This is a genomic window from Klebsiella sp. RIT-PI-d, from assembly GCF_001187865.1.
Classification (GTDB): Bacteria; Pseudomonadota; Gammaproteobacteria; order Enterobacterales; family Enterobacteriaceae; genus Superficieibacter.
In genome coordinates this window covers 123,953-140,436 of record NZ_LGIT01000003.1, presented here as the reverse complement: position 1 = coordinate 140,436, position 16,484 = coordinate 123,953, and the positions used below count along the sequence as shown (strand labels likewise).

Genomic DNA, 16,484 nt, shown 5'->3' with positions numbered 1-16,484 from the left:
TTTGGTTACACTTTGCGCAAGGATGTTGCGATTGTCTGCTGGTGGCCTTGTTAAGCGCATTGCTATTCTGATTATCCCAGAGGTATTGATTGGTGAGATTTTTTGGTACGCATTTCGTACCCGACTCTTACACCGGCCTGCGCAGATGCGCAGGTTTTTTTTCGCCTCGATTTTACCGCCACCCCTGTTATGCTACTCCTGTAAACCTGCAAACGTTCATATACATGCAAAGGGAGTTGATATGCTTCTACGATTTTTTCGGCAGCTGTTTCAAATGTTATTCCGGGTGACGATCACCGGCGATAGCCGCGCACTGCATCAGGAGAAAATATTGATTACGCCTAATCACGTCTCCTTTATCGACGGGATTTTGCTGGCGCTGTTCTTGCCCATCCGCCCGACGTTTGCGGTCTACTCCTCCATTAGCCAGCAGTGGTTTATGCGCTGGCTTAAACCGCTGGTTGATATTGTTCCGCTGGACCCGACCAAACCGATGTCCATCAAGCATCTGGTACGATTGATCGAACAGGGGCGTCCGGTGGTTATTTTCCCCGAGGGGCGCATTTCGGTGTCTGGCTCGCTGATGAAAATCTATGACGGGGCAGCGTTTGTGGCGGCAAAAGCGGGGGCCACCATTGTGCCCGTACGTATTGAAGGCGCTGAACTGACGTTTTTCAGTCGTCTGAAAGGGCTGGTAAAACAGCGCCTGTTCCCGCGTATAACCCTGCATATTCTGCCGCCAACGCATATTCCGATGCCAGATGCGCCGCGCGCGCGCGACCGCCGCAAAATGGCCGGTGAAATGCTGCATCAAATCATGATGGAAGCGCGGATGGCCGTGCGCCCGCGTGAAACGCTATTCGAGGCGTTGCTCTCTGCTCAATACCGGTTTGGCGCAGGAAAACACTGTGTAGAAGACATCAACTTTCAGCCGGACAGCTATCGTAAGCTGCTGATGAAAACCTTATTCGTCGGCCGTATTCTGGAAAAATACAGCGTCCAGGGTGAGAAAATTGGCCTGATGCTGCCGAACGCGGCTATCAGCGCAGCGGTGATTTTCGGGGCAATTTCCCGTGGCCGTATACCGGCGATGATGAACTACACGGCGGGCGTTAAAGGACTGACCAGCGCCATTACCGCGGCAGAAATCAAAACGGTTTTCACCTCGCGCCAGTTTCTTGATAAAGGCAAGCTGTGGCATCTGCCGGAACAGCTTAAACACGTTCGCTGGGTTTTCCTCGAAGACTTAAAAAGCGATGTTACCGCTGCCGACAAACTGTGGATTTTTTCGCATCTGCTCATGCCTCTGCGGGCACAGGTGCCGCAGCAACCGGAAGATCCGGCGGTGATCCTCTTTACGTCTGGTTCAGAGGGCAACCCAAAAGGCGTCGTACACAGCCACAAAAGCATTCTGGCTAACGTCGAGCAAATTAAAACCATTGCCGACTTCACCGCGAACGATCGCTTTATGTCTGCGCTGCCGCTGTTTCACTCCTTCGGCCTGACCGTTGGACTGTTTACGCCGCTGCTGACCGGCGCAGAAGTGTTTCTTTACCCAAGCCCGCTGCACTATCGTATTGTGCCGGAACTGGTCTATGACCGTAACTGTACCGTACTATTCGGCACCTCAACCTTCCTCGGTAACTATGCCCGTTTCGCGCATCCTTATGATTTTTTCCGGCTGCGCTATGTGGTGGCTGGCGCAGAGAAATTGCAGGAGAGCACGCGCCAGCTGTGGCAGGATAAATTTGGCCTGCGCGTACTTGAAGGCTATGGCGTCACTGAATGTGCGCCGGTGGTCTCGATTAACGTGCCGATGGCGGCAAAACCCGGCACCGTCGGGCGTATTTTGCCGGGGATGGACGCACGTTTACTGGCCGTGCCGGGTATCGATGAAGGTGGAAGGCTGCAACTTAAAGGGCCGAATATCATGAGCGGCTATCTGCGGGTAGAGAAACCGGGCGTGCTGGAGGCACCAACGGCAGAAAACCAGAACGGTGAGGTTGAAACCGGCTGGTACGATACCGGTGATATCGTCGCCTTTGACGAACAAGGTTTTGTGCGCATCCAGGGCCGTGCTAAACGCTTTGCCAAAATTGCCGGTGAAATGGTGTCGCTGGAGATGGTCGAACAACTGGCAATGGCGGTATCCCCTGAAAAAGTGCATGCCACCGCCATCAAGCAGGATGCCAATAAAGGCGAAGCGCTGGTACTGTTCACGACAGACAGCGAACTGGCGCGCGATAAGCTCCAGCAGTATGCCCGGGCAAATGGTGTTCCTGAACTGGCCGTTCCACGCGATATCCGCTTTATCAAGCAAATGCCGCTATTAGGCAGTGGTAAGCCGGATTTTGTGACCTTAAAAAGCATGGTTGATGAGCCGGAGCAGACGAATGAGTGAGTCAGTACACACTAACACTTCGCTGTGGTCGAAAGGCATGAAGGCGGTTATCAGCGCTCAGTTTCTGTCGGCTTTTGCAGACAATGCGCTGCTGTTCGCCACCCTGGCGCTACTGAAAGAGCTGTATTACCCGGACTGGAGTCAGCCGATCCTGCAAATGGTGTTTGTGGGTGCTTACATCGTTTTCGCGCCTTTTGTCGGGCAGATTGCCGATAGTTTTGCTAAAGGCCGGGTCATGATGTTTGCCAACATCCTGAAGCTTATCGGCGCGGCCAGTATCTGCTTTGGCGTAAACCCGTTTGTGGGCTACACGCTGGTCGGCATCGGTGCAGCCGCTTACTCTCCGGCAAAATACGGCATCCTCGGCGAGCTGACCACCGGTGACAAACTGGTCAAGGCCAATGGCCTGATGGAGTCATCGACCATTGCCTCTATTTTGCTGGGTTCGGTCGCCGGCGGCGTGCTGGCGGACTGGCACGTGATGGCCGCACTTGGCGTCTGCGCCGTAGCCTACGCAGGGGCAGTCGTCGCTAACCTGATGATCCCAAAACTGCCGGTGGCGCGCCCGGGCCAGTCATGGCGTTTTACCCCCATGACGCGCAGCTTTTTCAGCGCCTGCCGCCTGTTGTGGACCAACCCTGAAACCCGTTTTTCGCTGGTGGGCACCAGTTTATTCTGGGGCGCAGGCGTTACGCTGCGCTTCCTGCTGGTACTGTGGGTACCGGTAGCGCTGGGTATTGTCGATAACGCGACGCCGACCTATCTTAACGCGATGGTGGCTGTAGGGATTGTTCTTGGCGCAGGTGCGGCGGCGAAACTGATCACCATAGAAACGGTCGCGCGCTGTATGCCTGCCGGAATATTGATCGGCGTGGGTGTGGTCTTTTTCGCCCTTCAGCAGACTCAGCTACCGGCTTACGGCTTGCTGCTCATCATCGGTATTTTTGGGGGCTTCTTTGTGGTGCCGCTCAATGCCTTATTGCAGGAGCGCGGCAAGAAAACGGTCGGTGCAGGTAACGCCATCGCGGTACAAAACCTCGGCGAAAACGGTGCCATGCTGCTGATGCTGGGATTATATTCACTGGCAGTAAAAGCGGGGGTGCCTATTGTCGGCGTTGGCGTCGGGTTTGGTGCGATATTCGCGCTGGCCATTACCGCGCTGTGGATTTGGGGACGTCTGCGTAAACGGTAAAGAAAATCAATGCCTGCCCGGCACGCGCAACGCCGCCGGGCAGGTCAGATTTATGGTGCCGGATAGGTATAAACCTGATGCACCGCTTCAATCTCCGCCAGCACCTCTTCGCTAAGATCCAGATGCAAACTTTCGACGTTAGCGTGAAGCTGCTCCATCGTGGTGGCGCCCAGCAGCGTGCTGGCAACAAACGGCTGACGGCGTACAAACGCCAGCGCCATTTGTGACGGATCAAGACCGTGGCGCTGTGCGATATCCACATATGCTGCCACGGCTTTTTGCGCCTGCTCGCCGCTATAGCGGGTAAAACGGCTGAACAGAGTATTACGTGCGCCGGCAGGCTTCGCCCCGTTAAGGTATTTGCCGCTCAGCGTACCAAACGCCAGGCATGAATATGCCAGCAGTTCTACGCCCTCATATTGGCTCACCTCAGCCAGACCCACTTCATAACTGCGGTTAAGCAGACTATACGGATTCTGGATGGTCACGATCCGCGGCAAATCATGCTTATCGGCCAGATGTAAATAGCGCATCACGCCGAACGCGGTTTCGTTTGATACCCCGATATAGCGAATTTTTCCGGCACGCTGGCACTCGGTCAGGGCTTCCAGCGTTTCCAGCAGAGACACCACCGGTGCAGACTCTGTCCAGCTATAACCCAGCTTGCCAAAACAGTTGGTGGCGCGCTGCGGCCAGTGAACCTGATAGAGATCGAGATAGTCGGTTTGCAGACGCTTCAGGCTTTGATCCAGTGCTTCACGAATATTTTTACGATCCAGCGCCTGATTCGGGCGAATACCGCTGTCGTTGTTGCGGCTCGGGCCACTCACTTTGGACGCAATAATCAGCTTTTCACGGCTACCCTGTTTTGCCAGCCAGTTGCCGACATACGTTTCCGTCAGCCCCTGCGTTTCCGGGCGCGGCGGTACAGGGTACATTTCCGCAACGTCAATCAGGTTGATTCCCTGGCTCACGGCATAATCAAGCTGTGCATGGGCGTCGGCTTCGCTGTTTTGTTCACCAAACGTCATAGTGCCCAGCCCAAGGGTGCTTATCTCAAGCGAACTGTGGGGGATACGGTGATAATGCATAGCCGAATTCCTTTTTTAAGTCACGTCAGGACCTTCCCGACAAAGGAATATAAAAATGGCAGAGGCAAAGAGAAAGGGAAAGCAAAAAAATCATAAAGGCCAGCAGATGACTGACCCTCAGCGGTTAACGCTCAATAATCTGTGAAATTTCATCGCGATTAATTTGTACCGAATTACCCTGCTGATCGTGGTAGCTTACCAGACCGGTGTCATTATCGACTTCCGGCTTGCCGTCGGTGAGGATCATCCTGCCGTCTTTCGTTGCCATAACGTAATCGCTGCTACAGCCTGAAACGACACAGGCTAATCCTACAGCCGAAATCAATACTCCCCACTTTTTCACTTTTAATTCTCCTCGTACAACTCGTATTTGTTATCAGTCTAGTAGTAACGCAGAGGGCTGAGGAAATAAAACCAGTAAAATCTTAAAACCTAAGCAAATGCCTGCTCAACGATGCTAAAACAAGGCTTCAGTCGACCGACAGCGCAAAATGGCGTGCCAGAAGCGCCGCCGTAAAGTTCTTCTTCAGATAGAAGCCGCGGGGCAGCGTCAGAATGGGTTCACCTTGCGCGCCAATCGCCTCCGTCAGCGCCCGGCTATTTGCCGCCTTTGGCCGCAGCTGTAACACTTCTCCGTGGCGAGCCGTGATGCGCTCCACCTGACCCAGCACGATCAAATCCATCAGCTCCTCCCAGTCCATACGCAGCTGGCGATCTTCCTCCTCGTCAGGGGTCCACAGCAGGGGCGATCCCACGCGGCGTTCAGCCAGTGGGATCGTACGTTCCCCTTCAACCGGTACCCACAATACGCGTTTTAACTTGTGGCGAACGTGACTGGTTTCCCAGCTTACGCCACTGTTACCGGTTAGCGGGGCAACGCAGACAAATGTGGTTTCCAGCGGCCGTCCACGGCGGTCTATCGGAATGGTTTTCAGCTCTACGCCCAGTGCGGCGAAATCTTGTTCAGGTTTACTGCCGGCGCTGGCACCCAGCCAAATCTCCAGCAGCACGCCTGTCCAGCCTTTATCGCGCTTTAAGTCCTGAGGAATAGGCAGATTCGCCAGCGCCGCCAGTTCGCCCAGCGAGTATCCGGCGAGCTGTTGTGCCTGACGTAACAACTGCGCTTGGGTTTGCGGCGGAGAAGTCAGCGGCGAGAAAGAAGACATAATCACAACCTTGGTTAAAAAGTGAGCAATGATTTTACCCACCGAGCGCAAAGTTTAACTTTTTATCTTCGGTAGCAACAGCTCTCTGATTTGTAGATGTTTTTTTTAAGCAGTATTTCGATGCAGGGTGTTTGAAAAAAGGTTTTCCAAATCTGGTCACTGGCAATGAACAGGATCTTACACCATGTTATCCACAGAAAAGTGGGATAACTGTGAAAAACTCTTACCACTGTTTCCATTTACAGCCTTGACGGATGATGAAAATCGAATTTTTACACAAAAAGTGACTAACTTATTGGCATAATCTGTGGATAAAACCCACGCTGTTCGATCTTTCATCACCCGGAGGATCGCGCATGTGATGCGAGTCACATTTTTAATCTTTTTGAGATGGCTTTTATGTTTAAGTTATTGAATATAATGCTCTTATTTAAAGGGTGTAAAATGAGATCGTTCGGACTTGTCTGGGTTTTCCCACGTTAATTCCACACTTCTTCACAACTCTATCCACAGAAAAAGTGAATAAAATCGGCTCTGGCGTCCTCCGTCTGTTTATAACTTCGAGAATTTTTGTGAGTTATTCAATCGTTATCCGGTTATTCTCCTGTAAGAGAGTGGTTTACCGTTTCCGGCGAGTGTGAAACAATCATTCACATTGAAGATTAGGTTGAGGTAGTCCGGTGATTGATGACGATGGCTACCGCCCGAATGTGGGTATTGTAATCTGTAACCGTCAGGGCCAGGTCATGTGGGCGCGGCGGTTTGGTCAACACTCCTGGCAGTTCCCTCAAGGGGGAATTAATGCCGGAGAAACAGCCGAACAGGCGATGTACCGGGAGCTGTTTGAAGAAGTTGGCCTGAGCCGCAAAGATGTGCGGATCCTCGCGTCGACCCGCAACTGGTTGCGTTACAAATTACCGAAACGTTTGGTGCGTTGGGATACAAAGCCAGTTTGTATTGGCCAAAAACAGAAGTGGTTTTTATTGCAGTTAATCGGCAATGATGCAGATATCAATATGCAGACCAGCAGCACGCCCGAATTTGATGGCTGGCGCTGGGTAAGCTACTGGTATCCGGTGCGTCAGGTAGTCTCGTTTAAACGCGACGTCTATCGTCGGGTGATGAAAGAATTTGCCGCAATGGTCATGTCGCTTCAGGAAACCGTGCCTAAGCCGCAGCCAGCACCGGCATGGCGACGTAAAAGAGGTTAAGCCACGCACATTATGCTCACCCGATTGCGCGAGATCGTTGAGAAAGTTGCCAGCGCCCCGCACCTGAGCGAGGCGCTGAACATTCTGGTTACCGATATCTGCCTGGCGATGGACACTGAAGTCTGTTCGGTCTATCTGGCCGATCACGACCGTCGTTGTTACTATCTGATGGCAACGCGTGGCTTAAAAAAACCGCGTGGTCGCACGGTTACGCTGGCATTTGATCAGGGCATCGTGGGGCTGGTGGGACGTCTTGCTGAGCCAATCAACCTTGCGGACGCACAAAAGCACCCCAGCTTTAAATTTATTCCTTCCGTAAAAGAAGAACATTTTCGTGCCTTTCTCGGCGTACCCATTATTCAGCGCCGTCAACTGTTAGGCGTACTGGTTGTTCAGCAACGTGAACTGCGCCAGTATGATGAAAGTGAAGAGTCCTTCCTGGTGACGCTTGCAACGCAAATCGCCGCCATTCTGTCGCAATCTCAACTAACGGCGCTATTTGGACAGTATCGCCAGACGCGTATCCGTGCGCTGGCGGCCTCGCCAGGCGTGGTGGTCGCAGAAGCCTGGATGGATACCTCGCTGCCACTAATGGAGCAGGTTTACGAAGCCTCAACGCTGGATACCGCCTCCGAGCGCGAGCGCTTAACCAGTGCGCTTGAGGAAGCGGCTAACGAATTCCGTCGCTACAGCAAACGCTTTTCTGCCGGAGCACAAAAAGAAACGGCGGCAATATTTGATCTTTACTCACATCTTCTCTCCGATGCGCGTCTGCGTCGCGAGCTTTTCAATGAAGTTGATAACGGTGCGGTAGCCGAGTGGGCGGTGAAAAAGATCGTCGAAAAATTTGCCGAGCAGTTTGCGGCGCTGACCGATGGCTATCTTAAAGAACGGGCGGGCGATTTACGCACGCTGGGCCAGCGCTTACTGTTCCACCTTGACGATAATCTTCAGGGGCCTCACACATGGCCTGAACGCTTTGTGCTGGTGGCCGATGAATTATCCGCCGCCACGCTTGCCGAACTACCGCAGGATCGCCTCGCCGGGGTGGTGGTACGCGATGGCGCATCCAATTCCCACGCGGCAATCATCGTCCGTGCGCTGGGTATTCCCACCGTGATGGGGGCAGATATCCAGCCGTCGGTCCTGCACCGACGCACGCTTATTGTCGACGGGTATCGCGGTGAGGTACTGGTTGATCCTGAACCGGTACTGCTGAAAGAATACCAGCGGCTCATTAACGAAGAAAATGAACTTAGCCGCATCGCCGAGGACGACGTTGAACGTCCTGCCGAACTGAAAAGCGGCGAGCGTATTAAGGTTATGCTCAACGCCGGGCTGAGTCCTGAGCATGAGCAGAAGCTCGGCAGCCGCATTGACGGTATTGGTCTGTATCGCACCGAAATTCCGTTTATGCTGCAAAGCGGTTTTCCCTCCGAAGAAGAGCAGGTGGCGCAGTATCAGGGCATGCTGCAAATGTTCAATGACAAGCCGGTCACCTTGCGCACGCTGGATATCGGCGCCGATAAACAGCTTCCCTACATGCCCATTAGTGAAGAAAATCCGTGTCTGGGCTGGCGAGGTATTCGCATCACGCTAGATCAGCCAGAAATCTTCCTGGTACAGGTTCGTGCCATGCTGCGCGCCAATGCCGCTACGGGTAACCTTAGTATCCTGCTGCCGATGATCACCAGTATTGAAGAGGTGGACGAAGCACGACGGCTTATTGAACGCGCCGGGCGCGAAGTAGAAGAGATGATCGGCTATGCGATCCCCAAACCACGAGTTGGCGTCATGCTTGAAGTGCCATCGATGGTCTTTATGCTGCCGCACCTGGCGACACGGGTGGATTTTATCTCTGTCGGCACCAATGATTTAACCCAGTACATCCTGGCGGTCGATCGCAACAATACCCGCGTGGCGAATATTTATGACAGCCTGCATCCGGCAATGCTGCGTGCGCTGGCGATGATCGCCCGCGATGCTGAACATTACGGCATTGATCTGCGCTTATGCGGTGAAATGGCTGGCGACACCCTGTGTGTGGCTATTCTTATCGGTCTTGGCTATCGCCATCTCTCTATGAATGGCCGTTCGGTTGCGCGGGTGAAGTATTTGCTGCGTCACATTGACTTTGAAGAAGCGCAGACGCTGGCCCGACGCAGCCTTGAGGCACAAATGGCGACGGAAGTTCGTCATCAGGTCGCGGCATTTATGGAGCGCCGGGGAATGGGCGGCTTAATTCGCGGCGGGCGATAGCGAGCCATACAGATCTTTTACAACTTCACGGTCATCACCTTAATGCGCCTGTGCTATGATTCGCTCCTTTGGAGCACCTGCTATTAACAGGCGCGTATCATTACCGCTTTCCACTTTCAGCGGAATAACAATTACTTATGGTGACAGATGAATAGTGGCTATCTGCATTTCCCGGATTTTGATCCGGTGATATTTTCCATTGGACCGGTTGCGCTGCACTGGTATGGCCTGATGTACCTGGTCGGATTCGTTTTTGCGATGTGGCTGGCGACGCGCCGCGCCAATCGTCCCGGTAGCGGCTGGACGAAAAACGAAGTTGAAAACCTGCTGTACCTGGGCTTTCTTGGCGTCTTTTTAGGCGGCCGTATCGGCTATGTTCTGTTTTACAACATGCCGCTGTTCCTTGAAAATCCGCTTTATTTGTTCCGTGTCTGGGACGGGGGAATGTCATTCCACGGTGGCCTTATTGGGGTGATTGTGGTGATGCTCATCTTCGCTCATCGCACGAAGCGCAGTTTCTTTCAGGTGTCCGACTTTATCGCGCCGCTGATCCCGTTTGGGCTGGGGGCAGGGCGTTTAGGCAACTTCATTAATGGCGAGTTGTGGGGACGTGTTGACCCGTCTTCTCCGTTTGCGATGCTGTTCCCCGGATCGCGTGCTGAGGATATCGGCCTGCTGCCCGCGCACCCGGAATGGCAATCCATTTTTGATACCTATGGCGTGCTGCCGCGCCATCCGTCGCAGCTTTATGAGCTGGTGCTGGAAGGCGTTGTGCTGTTTATCATCCTGAACCTGTTTATTCGCAAGCCGCGTCCAACCGGCTCGGTATCCGGCCTGTTCCTGATCGGCTATGGCGCATTCCGTATCATCGTTGAATTCTTCCGTCAGCCGGATGCGCAGTTCACCGGTGCCTGGGTGCAGTACATCAGCATGGGGCAGATCCTCTCGGTACCGATGATTATTGCCGGTATCGCGATGATAATTTGGGCGTATCGCCGCCCGCAGCAACAACTTTCCTGAGGCAGCATGAAACAGTATCTTGATTTAATGCAGAAAGTGCTTGATGAAGGCACGCCGAAAAATGACCGTACCGGAACCGGCACGATCTCTATTTTTGGTCACCAGATGCGCTTTAATCTGCGTGAAGGCTTTCCGCTGGTTACCACCAAACGCTGCCACCTGCGCTCGATTATTCATGAGCTGCTGTGGTTTTTGCAGGGTGATACTAACGTCGCTTATCTGCGTGAAAACAAGGTCACGATTTGGGACGAGTGGGCTGATGAAGACGGCAATCTGGGGCCGGTGTACGGCAAACAATGGCGTGCCTGGCCGACGCCGGACGGCCGTCATATTGACCAGATTACGACGGTCATTAACCAGCTCAAAAACGATCCTGATTCCCGACGCATTATTGTTTCAGCCTGGAACGTAGGTGAACTGGATAAGATGGCGCTGGCTCCGTGTCATGCGTTCTTCCAGTTCTACGTAGCGGACGGCAAGCTGTCCTGCCAGCTTTACCAGCGTTCCTGCGATGTATTTCTTGGCCTGCCGTTTAATATTGCCAGCTATGCCCTGCTGGTGCATATGATGGCGCAGCAGTGCGATCTTGAGGTCGGTGATTTTGTCTGGACCGGGGGCGATACGCACCTGTACAGCAATCACATGGAGCAGACTCATCTACAACTAAGCCGTGAACCGCGCGCGCTGCCAACGCTGGTGATTAAACGTAAACCGGACTCAATCTTTGATTATCGCTTCGATGATTTTGAGATTGAAGGTTACGATCCGCATCCGGGGATCAAAGCGCCAGTGGCTATCTGATCGGTTACGTATCGGCGGAGATAAACAAAGCACCGTCCGATATTATTGATCGCCTGCGTTTCACCGTTTTCCAGCGGCACCTTCGGGTGCCGTTTTTCATTTCTGAAGCCGTCTTCCTGTTTTTTTGCAACTCGCTGCAATACCCTAAAAATCTCTCGTAGCGTCTCGTAAAATGAAAAACCGCCCCTCGTAATACCTGCGCCGCCGCCGCACCCTATCGCCATGAAACGACAACAGGGCTATACGCTCATTGAAACGATGATTGTCACTATCATCGTCGTCATACTCAGCGCAGCAGGACTGTACGGCTGGCGAAGCTGGCAACAGCAGCAGCGTTTGTGGCAAAGCGCGAATCAGGTGCGTGAATACCTGGTACTTCTGCGTGACGATGCGAACTGGCACAACCGCGATCGTGCTTTGGCCATTCATCGCGTCGGAAAGACAGAGTGCCTGGTGAGCCGCGATGTGACTGGCTGCCCGTCTGGCGATCCGTGGACGCTACGCCTGCCCTGGCCTGAGGTTACCCTGGCGGAGATGACGCCAGGACTGGCTTTTTTTGGCCTGCGGAATACGGCATGGGCCGGGCATGTTCGTCTGCAAAGCCCGGCTGGAAACTGGCTAATCGTGGTGTCAGGCTGGGGACGCATTCGGCTATGTCAGCCAGCGGAGGGAAATACATGCCTGTAGCACAGCGGGGTTTTTCGCTAATCGAAGCATTAATCGCAATGGCGATCGGCAGCTTACTGCTACTGGGCGCGTCGCGTTTTTTACCCAGCTTACAGCGTGCCGTGCTCCAGCAGTCCCGGCAGCAGGCGCTGGAAGACGAGCTGTGGCAGCGCGTTTATACAGTGGCAAAGCATCTCCAGCGTGCCGGTTACTGTCGTGGGCAGTGCGTGGGAAATCCCTTGATTATTGAGCGCTCGGGAGCCTGTGTGCTGATTAAATGGGATGCTAACAGTAACGGGATCTGGGATGTTTCATCCGCTGCGACCTCGGACGTTATTGGCTTTCGTCTGCAAAATGGCGCGCTGGAAACGCTGCGCGGGGTCTCTTCTTGTGAAGACAATCACTGGGACAAAATGACCGATCCACAAACGTTGCGGGTGACGGGCTTTGTAGTATCGCGTTATAGCCGGGCGGGTTTTGCCCCAGAGCTGACAATAACGCTGGCGGCTGAATCAATAAGCCGGCCACGTCGCATGGCAACGGCTGTATATAGTGTTGCGGGATACAACCTGTGAATCATCAACGCGGGATGTCATCGCTGGCGCTGGTGCTGCTTTTGCTGGTACTCGGCAGCCTGATGCTTCAGGGATTGAATCAACAGCAGCGCGCCCTGTCCACCCGGGTGGCGGTAGAAACGCTGGCGCTGAACGAACAGGCTAGCGTCCATTCCGCATTACAGTGGGGCAAGATGCAGACCTGGCAGATAAATCCGCTTCTCCAGTGCAGGCAGCAGCACGCGCAGGTCTGGCAGGTCTGTTTACGGGTGTTGCGAGACAATGCGTTGCTGCTTATCGCCACCCACGGGTCGATGACGCTCTGGCAGGCAGGCGAAATAAGCGAAGGCGAAGTGCATTTTTCATTGCATGGCTGGAGTGATTTCTGTCCACTGAATGAGGTGATGCTATGTCACATCCCCTGAACCAACAGCAGGGATTTAGTTTACCGGAAGTGTTACTGGCAATGGCATTAATGATTTTGGTCATAACTGCGCTTGCCGGGTATCACCGCGCGCTGGTCAACGGTTCGGCAATGCTCAACCAGCATCGCCAGCTCTGGCGCAACGCCTGGCAATATACCCGCCTTCAGGGCGGGCCAACAGAAGCAGGGTGGCGGGTACAGCGCGTGCAGACAATGCAGCAAAGATGTGTCAGCATCAGCATTACACTCACCGCACCGGTGGGTAAACAAGGGCAAATGACGCGGTTGCATTGCCCGGTCAGTCAGTAGTCGGGAGCAAATATGTTAAGGGTCTACCATTCCAATCGTCTGGATGTGCTGGAAGCGCTGATGGAGTTTATTGTCGAGCGTGAGCGTCTTGACGACCCCTTCGAGCCTGAAGTCGTGCTGGTCCAAAGTACCGGTATGGCGCAGTGGCTACAAATGTCTCTCTCCCGGCGTTTTGGTATCGCGGCAAATATTGATTTCCCGCTCCCGGCGAGCTTTATCTGGGAGATGTTTGTGCGTGTCCTGCCAGATATCCCGGGTGAAAGCGCATTCAATAAACAGGGCATGAGCTGGAAGCTGATGACGCTTCTGCCTGATCTCATCGCGGGTGATGAATTTGCTATGCTGCGCCATTATCTCAGCGACGATACCGACAAGCGCAAACTGTTTCAGCTTGCCTCGCGTATTGCCGATCTCTACGACCAGTATCTGGTTTTTCGTCCGAAGTGGCTAACCTGCTGGGAAGCCGGAGAGCGGGTTGACGGTCTTGATGAGAGCCAGCAGTGGCAAGCCCCGTTGTGGAAAGCGCTGGTTGAGCATACTGCTGCGCTCGGCCAGCCATTATGGCATCGCGCTAATTTATATCAGCGTTTTATCCACACGCTTGAACAGGCCAGTGAACCTCCGGCCGGGTTGCCGTCACGGGTATTTATTTGCGGCATTTCAGCATTGCCGCCTGTCTATCTGCAGGCGCTACAGGCACTTGGCAAGCACGTTGACGTGTTCATCCTGTTTACCAACCCATGTCGCTACTACTGGGGCGATATTAAAGATCCGGCATTTCTGGCGCGCCTGGTGGCTCGCCAGCGTAAACACCATCGGGAACAACGCGAATTCCCACTCTTTCGTGACTCCAGTCAGGCTGCCGGCTTGTTTAACGACGACGGCGAGCAGGATGTGGGTAACCCGCTACTGGCCTCGTGGGGCAAGCTCGGGCGTGACTATATGTATCTTCTGGCCGGGCTGGAGAACTACGAAGAGCTGGACGCGTTTGTCGATATTACGCCGGACAATCTGCTGCATAACTTGCAATACGACGTACTGGAATTACAGAACGCGGCGGTACCGGGGCGAACGGCCGAAGAGTTCGCCCGCAGCGACAGGAAACGCAGGCTGGAGCCAGACGACCGTAGCCTGATGATCCATGTTTGTCATAGTCCACAGCGGGAAGTTGAAGTGTTGCACGACCGACTGCTGGCGATGCTGGAAGACGACCCAACCCTGACGCCACGCGACATTATCGTTATGGTGGCTGACATCGACAGCTACAGCCCGTTTATCCAGGCCGTTTTTGGGAGCGCGACGGGAGAACGCTATCTGCCTTATGCTATCTCTGACCGCCGGGCGCGTCAGTCTCATCCGGCGCTGCAGGCGTTTATCAGCCTGCTTTCACTCCCGGACAGCCGCTTTGTGTCGGAAGACGTACTGGCGCTCCTGGATGTTCCGGTGCTGGCCGCACGTTTTAACATCAATGAAGAAGGGCTGCGTTATTTGCGTCAGTGGGTAAATGAATCCGGTGTGCGCTGGGGCATGGACGACGACAACGTGCGTGAACTTGAATTACCGGCGACCGGGCAACATACCTGGCAATTCGGCCTGACGCGTATGCTGCTTGGCTACGCGATGGAAAGCCGCGAAGGCGAGTGGCGCGCCGTTCTGCCGTACGACGAGTCCAGCGGACTTATTGCCGAGCTGGTCGGGCATCTGGCCTCGCTGCTAATGCAGCTTAACCTCTGGCGTCGCGGATTAATGCAGGATCGTCCGCTTACCGAGTGGCTTCCGGTTTGCCGTGAAATGCTTAATGACTTTTTCCTCCCCGATCAGGACACCGAGGCAGCGCTGGCGCTTATTGAGCAACAGTGGCAGGCGATCATTGAGCAGGGCACCGGATCGCATTATGGCGAGCCTGTACCGCTGTCGCTGTTGCGTGATGAGCTGGCACTAAGACTGGACCAGGAGCGTATCAGCCAGCGATTCCTCGCCGGACCGGTCAACATCTGCACCCTCATGCCCATGCGCTCTATTCCTTTTAAAGCCGTATGTTTATTGGGCATGAACGACGGGATCTATCCGCGTAGTCTGTCGCCGCTTGGCTTTGATCTGATGAGCCACAAACCGCAGCGCGGCGACCGTAGCCGCCGTGACGATGACCGTTATCTGTTTCTCGAAGCCCTGATGTCTGCCGAACAGAAGCTCTATATCAGCTACATTGGCCGCTCAATCCAGGATAACAGTGAACGTTACCCTTCGGTACTGGTGCAGGAACTGGTGGATTACATCGGTCAAAGCCACTATCTCGCCGGGGACGAAAATTGTAACTGTGATGAAAGCGAACGACGAGTAAAAGAACACATCATGCATCTGCATACCCGGATGCCATTTGACGCTGAAAACTTCAAAAGCGATGAGCGGCAAAGCTATGCCCGCGAGTGGCTGGCGGCGGCCAGTCAGCAGGGAGAGGCACATCCGGCGTTCATTCAACCGCTGCCGCCATTAACGCTCGACACTCTGCCTTTTGAGCAGTTACAACGCTTTTGGGCGCATCCGGTGCGCGCTTTTTTTCAGCAGCGATTACGCGTCAATTTCCGGGCAGAAGAGAGCGAAATCCCGGATGCTGAGCCTTTCACCCTTGAGGGGCTAACCCGATATCAGCTCAATCAGCAATTACTGAATACGCTGGTCGACGAAGAAGACGCCGATAAAATGTTCCGGCGCTATCGCGCGGCGGGGGAACTGCCTTACGGCGCGTTTGGGGAGATTGTCTGGGACACGCAGTTGCAGGAGATGCAAACCCTGGCCGACCGCGTTATTGAACACCGCCAGCCCAGCCAGAGTCTTGAAATCGACCTGCAATGCAGTGGGATCGCCATTACCGGCTGGCTTCAGCAGGTGCAGCCCGACGGGTTACTCCGCTGGAGGCCTTCGCTGCTCAGCGTGTCACAGGGTATGCAACTTTGGCTGGAACACCTTGTCTACTGTGCCAGCGGGGGAACAGGTGAAAGCCGGTTACTGGTGCGCAAAGACGGGTCGTGGCATTTTCCTCCGCTGCCGCCCACGCAGGCACAGGCTTATCTTGATGAGCTGGTGGCAGGTTATCTCAAGGGGATGACCGAGCCGCTTTTACTGCTGCCAGAAAGTGGGGGGGCATGGATAAAAGCCTGTTATGACGCGGAAAATAATGCCATGTTAAAGGACGATGAAACGCAGTTAAAAGCACGTAGCAAATTTCTTCAAACGTATGAAGGGAATATGGTCGTGAGCGGCGAGGGCGCAGATATCTGGTATCAGCGTCTGTGGCGCACCCTGGAGCCGTCGTACTATGAAGCCATTATTGAGCAAGCTGAGCGTTATCTGCTGCCGATATATCGCTTTAATCAGTCATAATGATGAGGT

General features: G+C 54.1%; 15 protein-coding genes. 11 read left to right on the top strand and 4 right to left on the bottom strand.

Features of this window, described 5'->3' with window-relative positions; translation table 11 throughout:
- Positions 1 to 241 precede the first annotated feature (241 nt).
- Together aas and lplT are read left to right on the top strand one after the other, a co-directional pair.
- The gene (aas, locus tag AC791_RS01080) at positions 242 to 2,401 is read left to right on the top strand and encodes a bifunctional acyl-ACP--phospholipid O-acyltransferase/long-chain-fatty-acid--ACP ligase (protein ID WP_049838642.1); all 2,160 of its coding nucleotides are present in this window, start codon (positions 242 to 244) and stop codon (positions 2,399 to 2,401) included.
- The gene (lplT, locus tag AC791_RS01075) at positions 2,394 to 3,593 is read left to right on the top strand and encodes a lysophospholipid transporter LplT (protein WP_049838641.1); all 1,200 of its coding nucleotides are present in this window, start codon (positions 2,394 to 2,396) and stop codon (positions 3,591 to 3,593) included. Before aas ends, lplT begins: the two co-directional genes overlap by 8 nt.
- A gap of 50 nt (positions 3,594 to 3,643) precedes the next feature.
- On the opposite strand, the gene AC791_RS01070 is transcribed toward lplT, so the two are convergent.
- The 4 genes from AC791_RS01070 to AC791_RS20935 form a co-directional block, all read right to left on the bottom strand.
- On the bottom strand, positions 3,644 to 4,684 hold the full coding sequence (locus AC791_RS01070) for an NADP(H)-dependent aldo-keto reductase (protein WP_049838640.1): 1,041 nt from the start codon (positions 4,682 to 4,684) through the stop codon (positions 3,644 to 3,646).
- A 124-nt stretch (positions 4,685 to 4,808) separates the two neighbouring features.
- Entirely contained in the window at positions 4,809 to 5,027 is a 219-nt protein-coding gene (locus AC791_RS01065) for a YgdI/YgdR family lipoprotein (RefSeq protein WP_049838639.1), read from the bottom strand.
- 127 nt (positions 5,028 to 5,154) lie between these two features.
- Entirely contained in the window at positions 5,155 to 5,850 is a 696-nt protein-coding gene (mutH, locus tag AC791_RS01060; RefSeq protein WP_049838638.1) for a DNA mismatch repair endonuclease MutH, read from the bottom strand.
- Positions 5,851 to 5,912: 62 nt separating this feature from the next.
- Positions 5,913 to 6,089, bottom strand: coding sequence for a hypothetical protein (locus tag AC791_RS20935; protein ID WP_416202283.1), 177 nt, complete (start codon positions 6,087 to 6,089; stop codon positions 5,913 to 5,915).
- A 441-nt stretch (positions 6,090 to 6,530) separates the two neighbouring features.
- Between AC791_RS20935 and rppH the strand changes: the two genes are divergently transcribed.
- From rppH to recC, 9 genes are all read left to right on the top strand, one after another.
- Positions 6,531 to 7,061, top strand: coding sequence for an RNA pyrophosphohydrolase (rppH, locus tag AC791_RS01055; RefSeq protein WP_049838637.1), 531 nt, complete (start codon positions 6,531 to 6,533; stop codon positions 7,059 to 7,061).
- A 12-nt stretch (positions 7,062 to 7,073) separates the two neighbouring features.
- Positions 7,074 to 9,320, top strand: a complete 2,247-nt coding sequence (gene ptsP, locus AC791_RS01050) for a phosphoenolpyruvate--protein phosphotransferase (protein WP_049838636.1) — start codon at positions 7,074 to 7,076, stop codon at positions 9,318 to 9,320.
- A gap of 147 nt (positions 9,321 to 9,467) precedes the next feature.
- Positions 9,468 to 10,340, top strand: coding sequence for a prolipoprotein diacylglyceryl transferase (lgt, locus tag AC791_RS01045; RefSeq protein WP_049838635.1), 873 nt, complete (start codon positions 9,468 to 9,470; stop codon positions 10,338 to 10,340).
- A gap of 6 nt (positions 10,341 to 10,346) precedes the next feature.
- Complete coding sequence (gene thyA / locus AC791_RS01040) at positions 10,347 to 11,141, top strand: thymidylate synthase (protein ID WP_049838634.1); 795 nt, start codon at positions 10,347 to 10,349, stop codon at positions 11,139 to 11,141.
- Between the two features lie 222 nt (positions 11,142 to 11,363).
- The gene (locus AC791_RS01035) at positions 11,364 to 11,828 is read left to right on the top strand and encodes a prepilin peptidase-dependent protein (protein ID WP_049838633.1); all 465 of its coding nucleotides are present in this window, start codon (positions 11,364 to 11,366) and stop codon (positions 11,826 to 11,828) included.
- Positions 11,819 to 12,382, top strand: a complete 564-nt coding sequence (locus AC791_RS01030; protein WP_049838632.1) for a prepilin peptidase-dependent protein — start codon at positions 11,819 to 11,821, stop codon at positions 12,380 to 12,382. The genes AC791_RS01035 and AC791_RS01030 overlap by 10 nt, the downstream gene beginning before the upstream one ends.
- Entirely contained in the window at positions 12,379 to 12,786 is a 408-nt protein-coding gene (locus AC791_RS01025; protein ID WP_049838631.1) for a DUF2509 family protein, read from the top strand. The genes AC791_RS01030 and AC791_RS01025 overlap by 4 nt, the downstream gene beginning before the upstream one ends.
- Positions 12,771 to 13,094 carry a prepilin-type N-terminal cleavage/methylation domain-containing protein gene (locus AC791_RS01020; protein ID WP_049838630.1) on the top strand — a complete coding sequence of 108 codons (324 nt, stop codon included), beginning with the start codon at positions 12,771 to 12,773 and terminating at the stop codon, positions 13,092 to 13,094. Before AC791_RS01025 ends, AC791_RS01020 begins: the two co-directional genes overlap by 16 nt.
- A 12-nt stretch (positions 13,095 to 13,106) precedes the next feature.
- Positions 13,107 to 16,475, top strand: coding sequence for an exodeoxyribonuclease V subunit gamma (gene recC / locus AC791_RS01015; RefSeq protein ID WP_049838629.1), 3,369 nt, complete (start codon positions 13,107 to 13,109; stop codon positions 16,473 to 16,475).
- Positions 16,476 to 16,484 lie beyond the last annotated feature (9 nt).

What these genes read in the sequence shown, in the direction of transcription:
- mutH (WP_049838638.1), bottom strand. Translation starts at nt 5,850, where the DNA reads ATGTCTTCTTTCTCGCCGCTGACTTCTCCGCCGCAAACCCAAGCGCAG.
- AC791_RS01020 (WP_049838630.1), top strand. Translation starts at nt 12,771, where the DNA reads ATGTCACATCCCCTGAACCAACAGCAGGGATTTAGTTTACCGGAAGTG.
- ptsP (WP_049838636.1), top strand. Translation starts at nt 7,074, where the DNA reads ATGCTCACCCGATTGCGCGAGATCGTTGAGAAAGTTGCCAGCGCCCCG.
- aas (WP_049838642.1), top strand. Translation starts at nt 242, where the DNA reads ATGCTTCTACGATTTTTTCGGCAGCTGTTTCAAATGTTATTCCGGGTG.
- lgt (WP_049838635.1), top strand. Translation starts at nt 9,468, where the DNA reads ATGAATAGTGGCTATCTGCATTTCCCGGATTTTGATCCGGTGATATTT.
- thyA (WP_049838634.1), top strand. Translation starts at nt 10,347, where the DNA reads ATGAAACAGTATCTTGATTTAATGCAGAAAGTGCTTGATGAAGGCACG.
- recC (WP_049838629.1), top strand. Translation starts at nt 13,107, where the DNA reads ATGTTAAGGGTCTACCATTCCAATCGTCTGGATGTGCTGGAAGCGCTG.
- lplT (WP_049838641.1), top strand. Translation starts at nt 2,394, where the DNA reads ATGAGTGAGTCAGTACACACTAACACTTCGCTGTGGTCGAAAGGCATG.
- AC791_RS01030 (WP_049838632.1), top strand. Translation starts at nt 11,819, where the DNA reads ATGCCTGTAGCACAGCGGGGTTTTTCGCTAATCGAAGCATTAATCGCA.
- AC791_RS20935 (WP_416202283.1), bottom strand. Translation starts at nt 6,089, where the DNA reads ATGGAAACAGTGGTAAGAGTTTTTCACAGTTATCCCACTTTTCTGTGG.
- AC791_RS01070 (WP_049838640.1), bottom strand. Translation starts at nt 4,684, where the DNA reads ATGCATTATCACCGTATCCCCCACAGTTCGCTTGAGATAAGCACCCTT.
- AC791_RS01035 (WP_049838633.1), top strand. Translation starts at nt 11,364, where the DNA reads ATGAAACGACAACAGGGCTATACGCTCATTGAAACGATGATTGTCACT.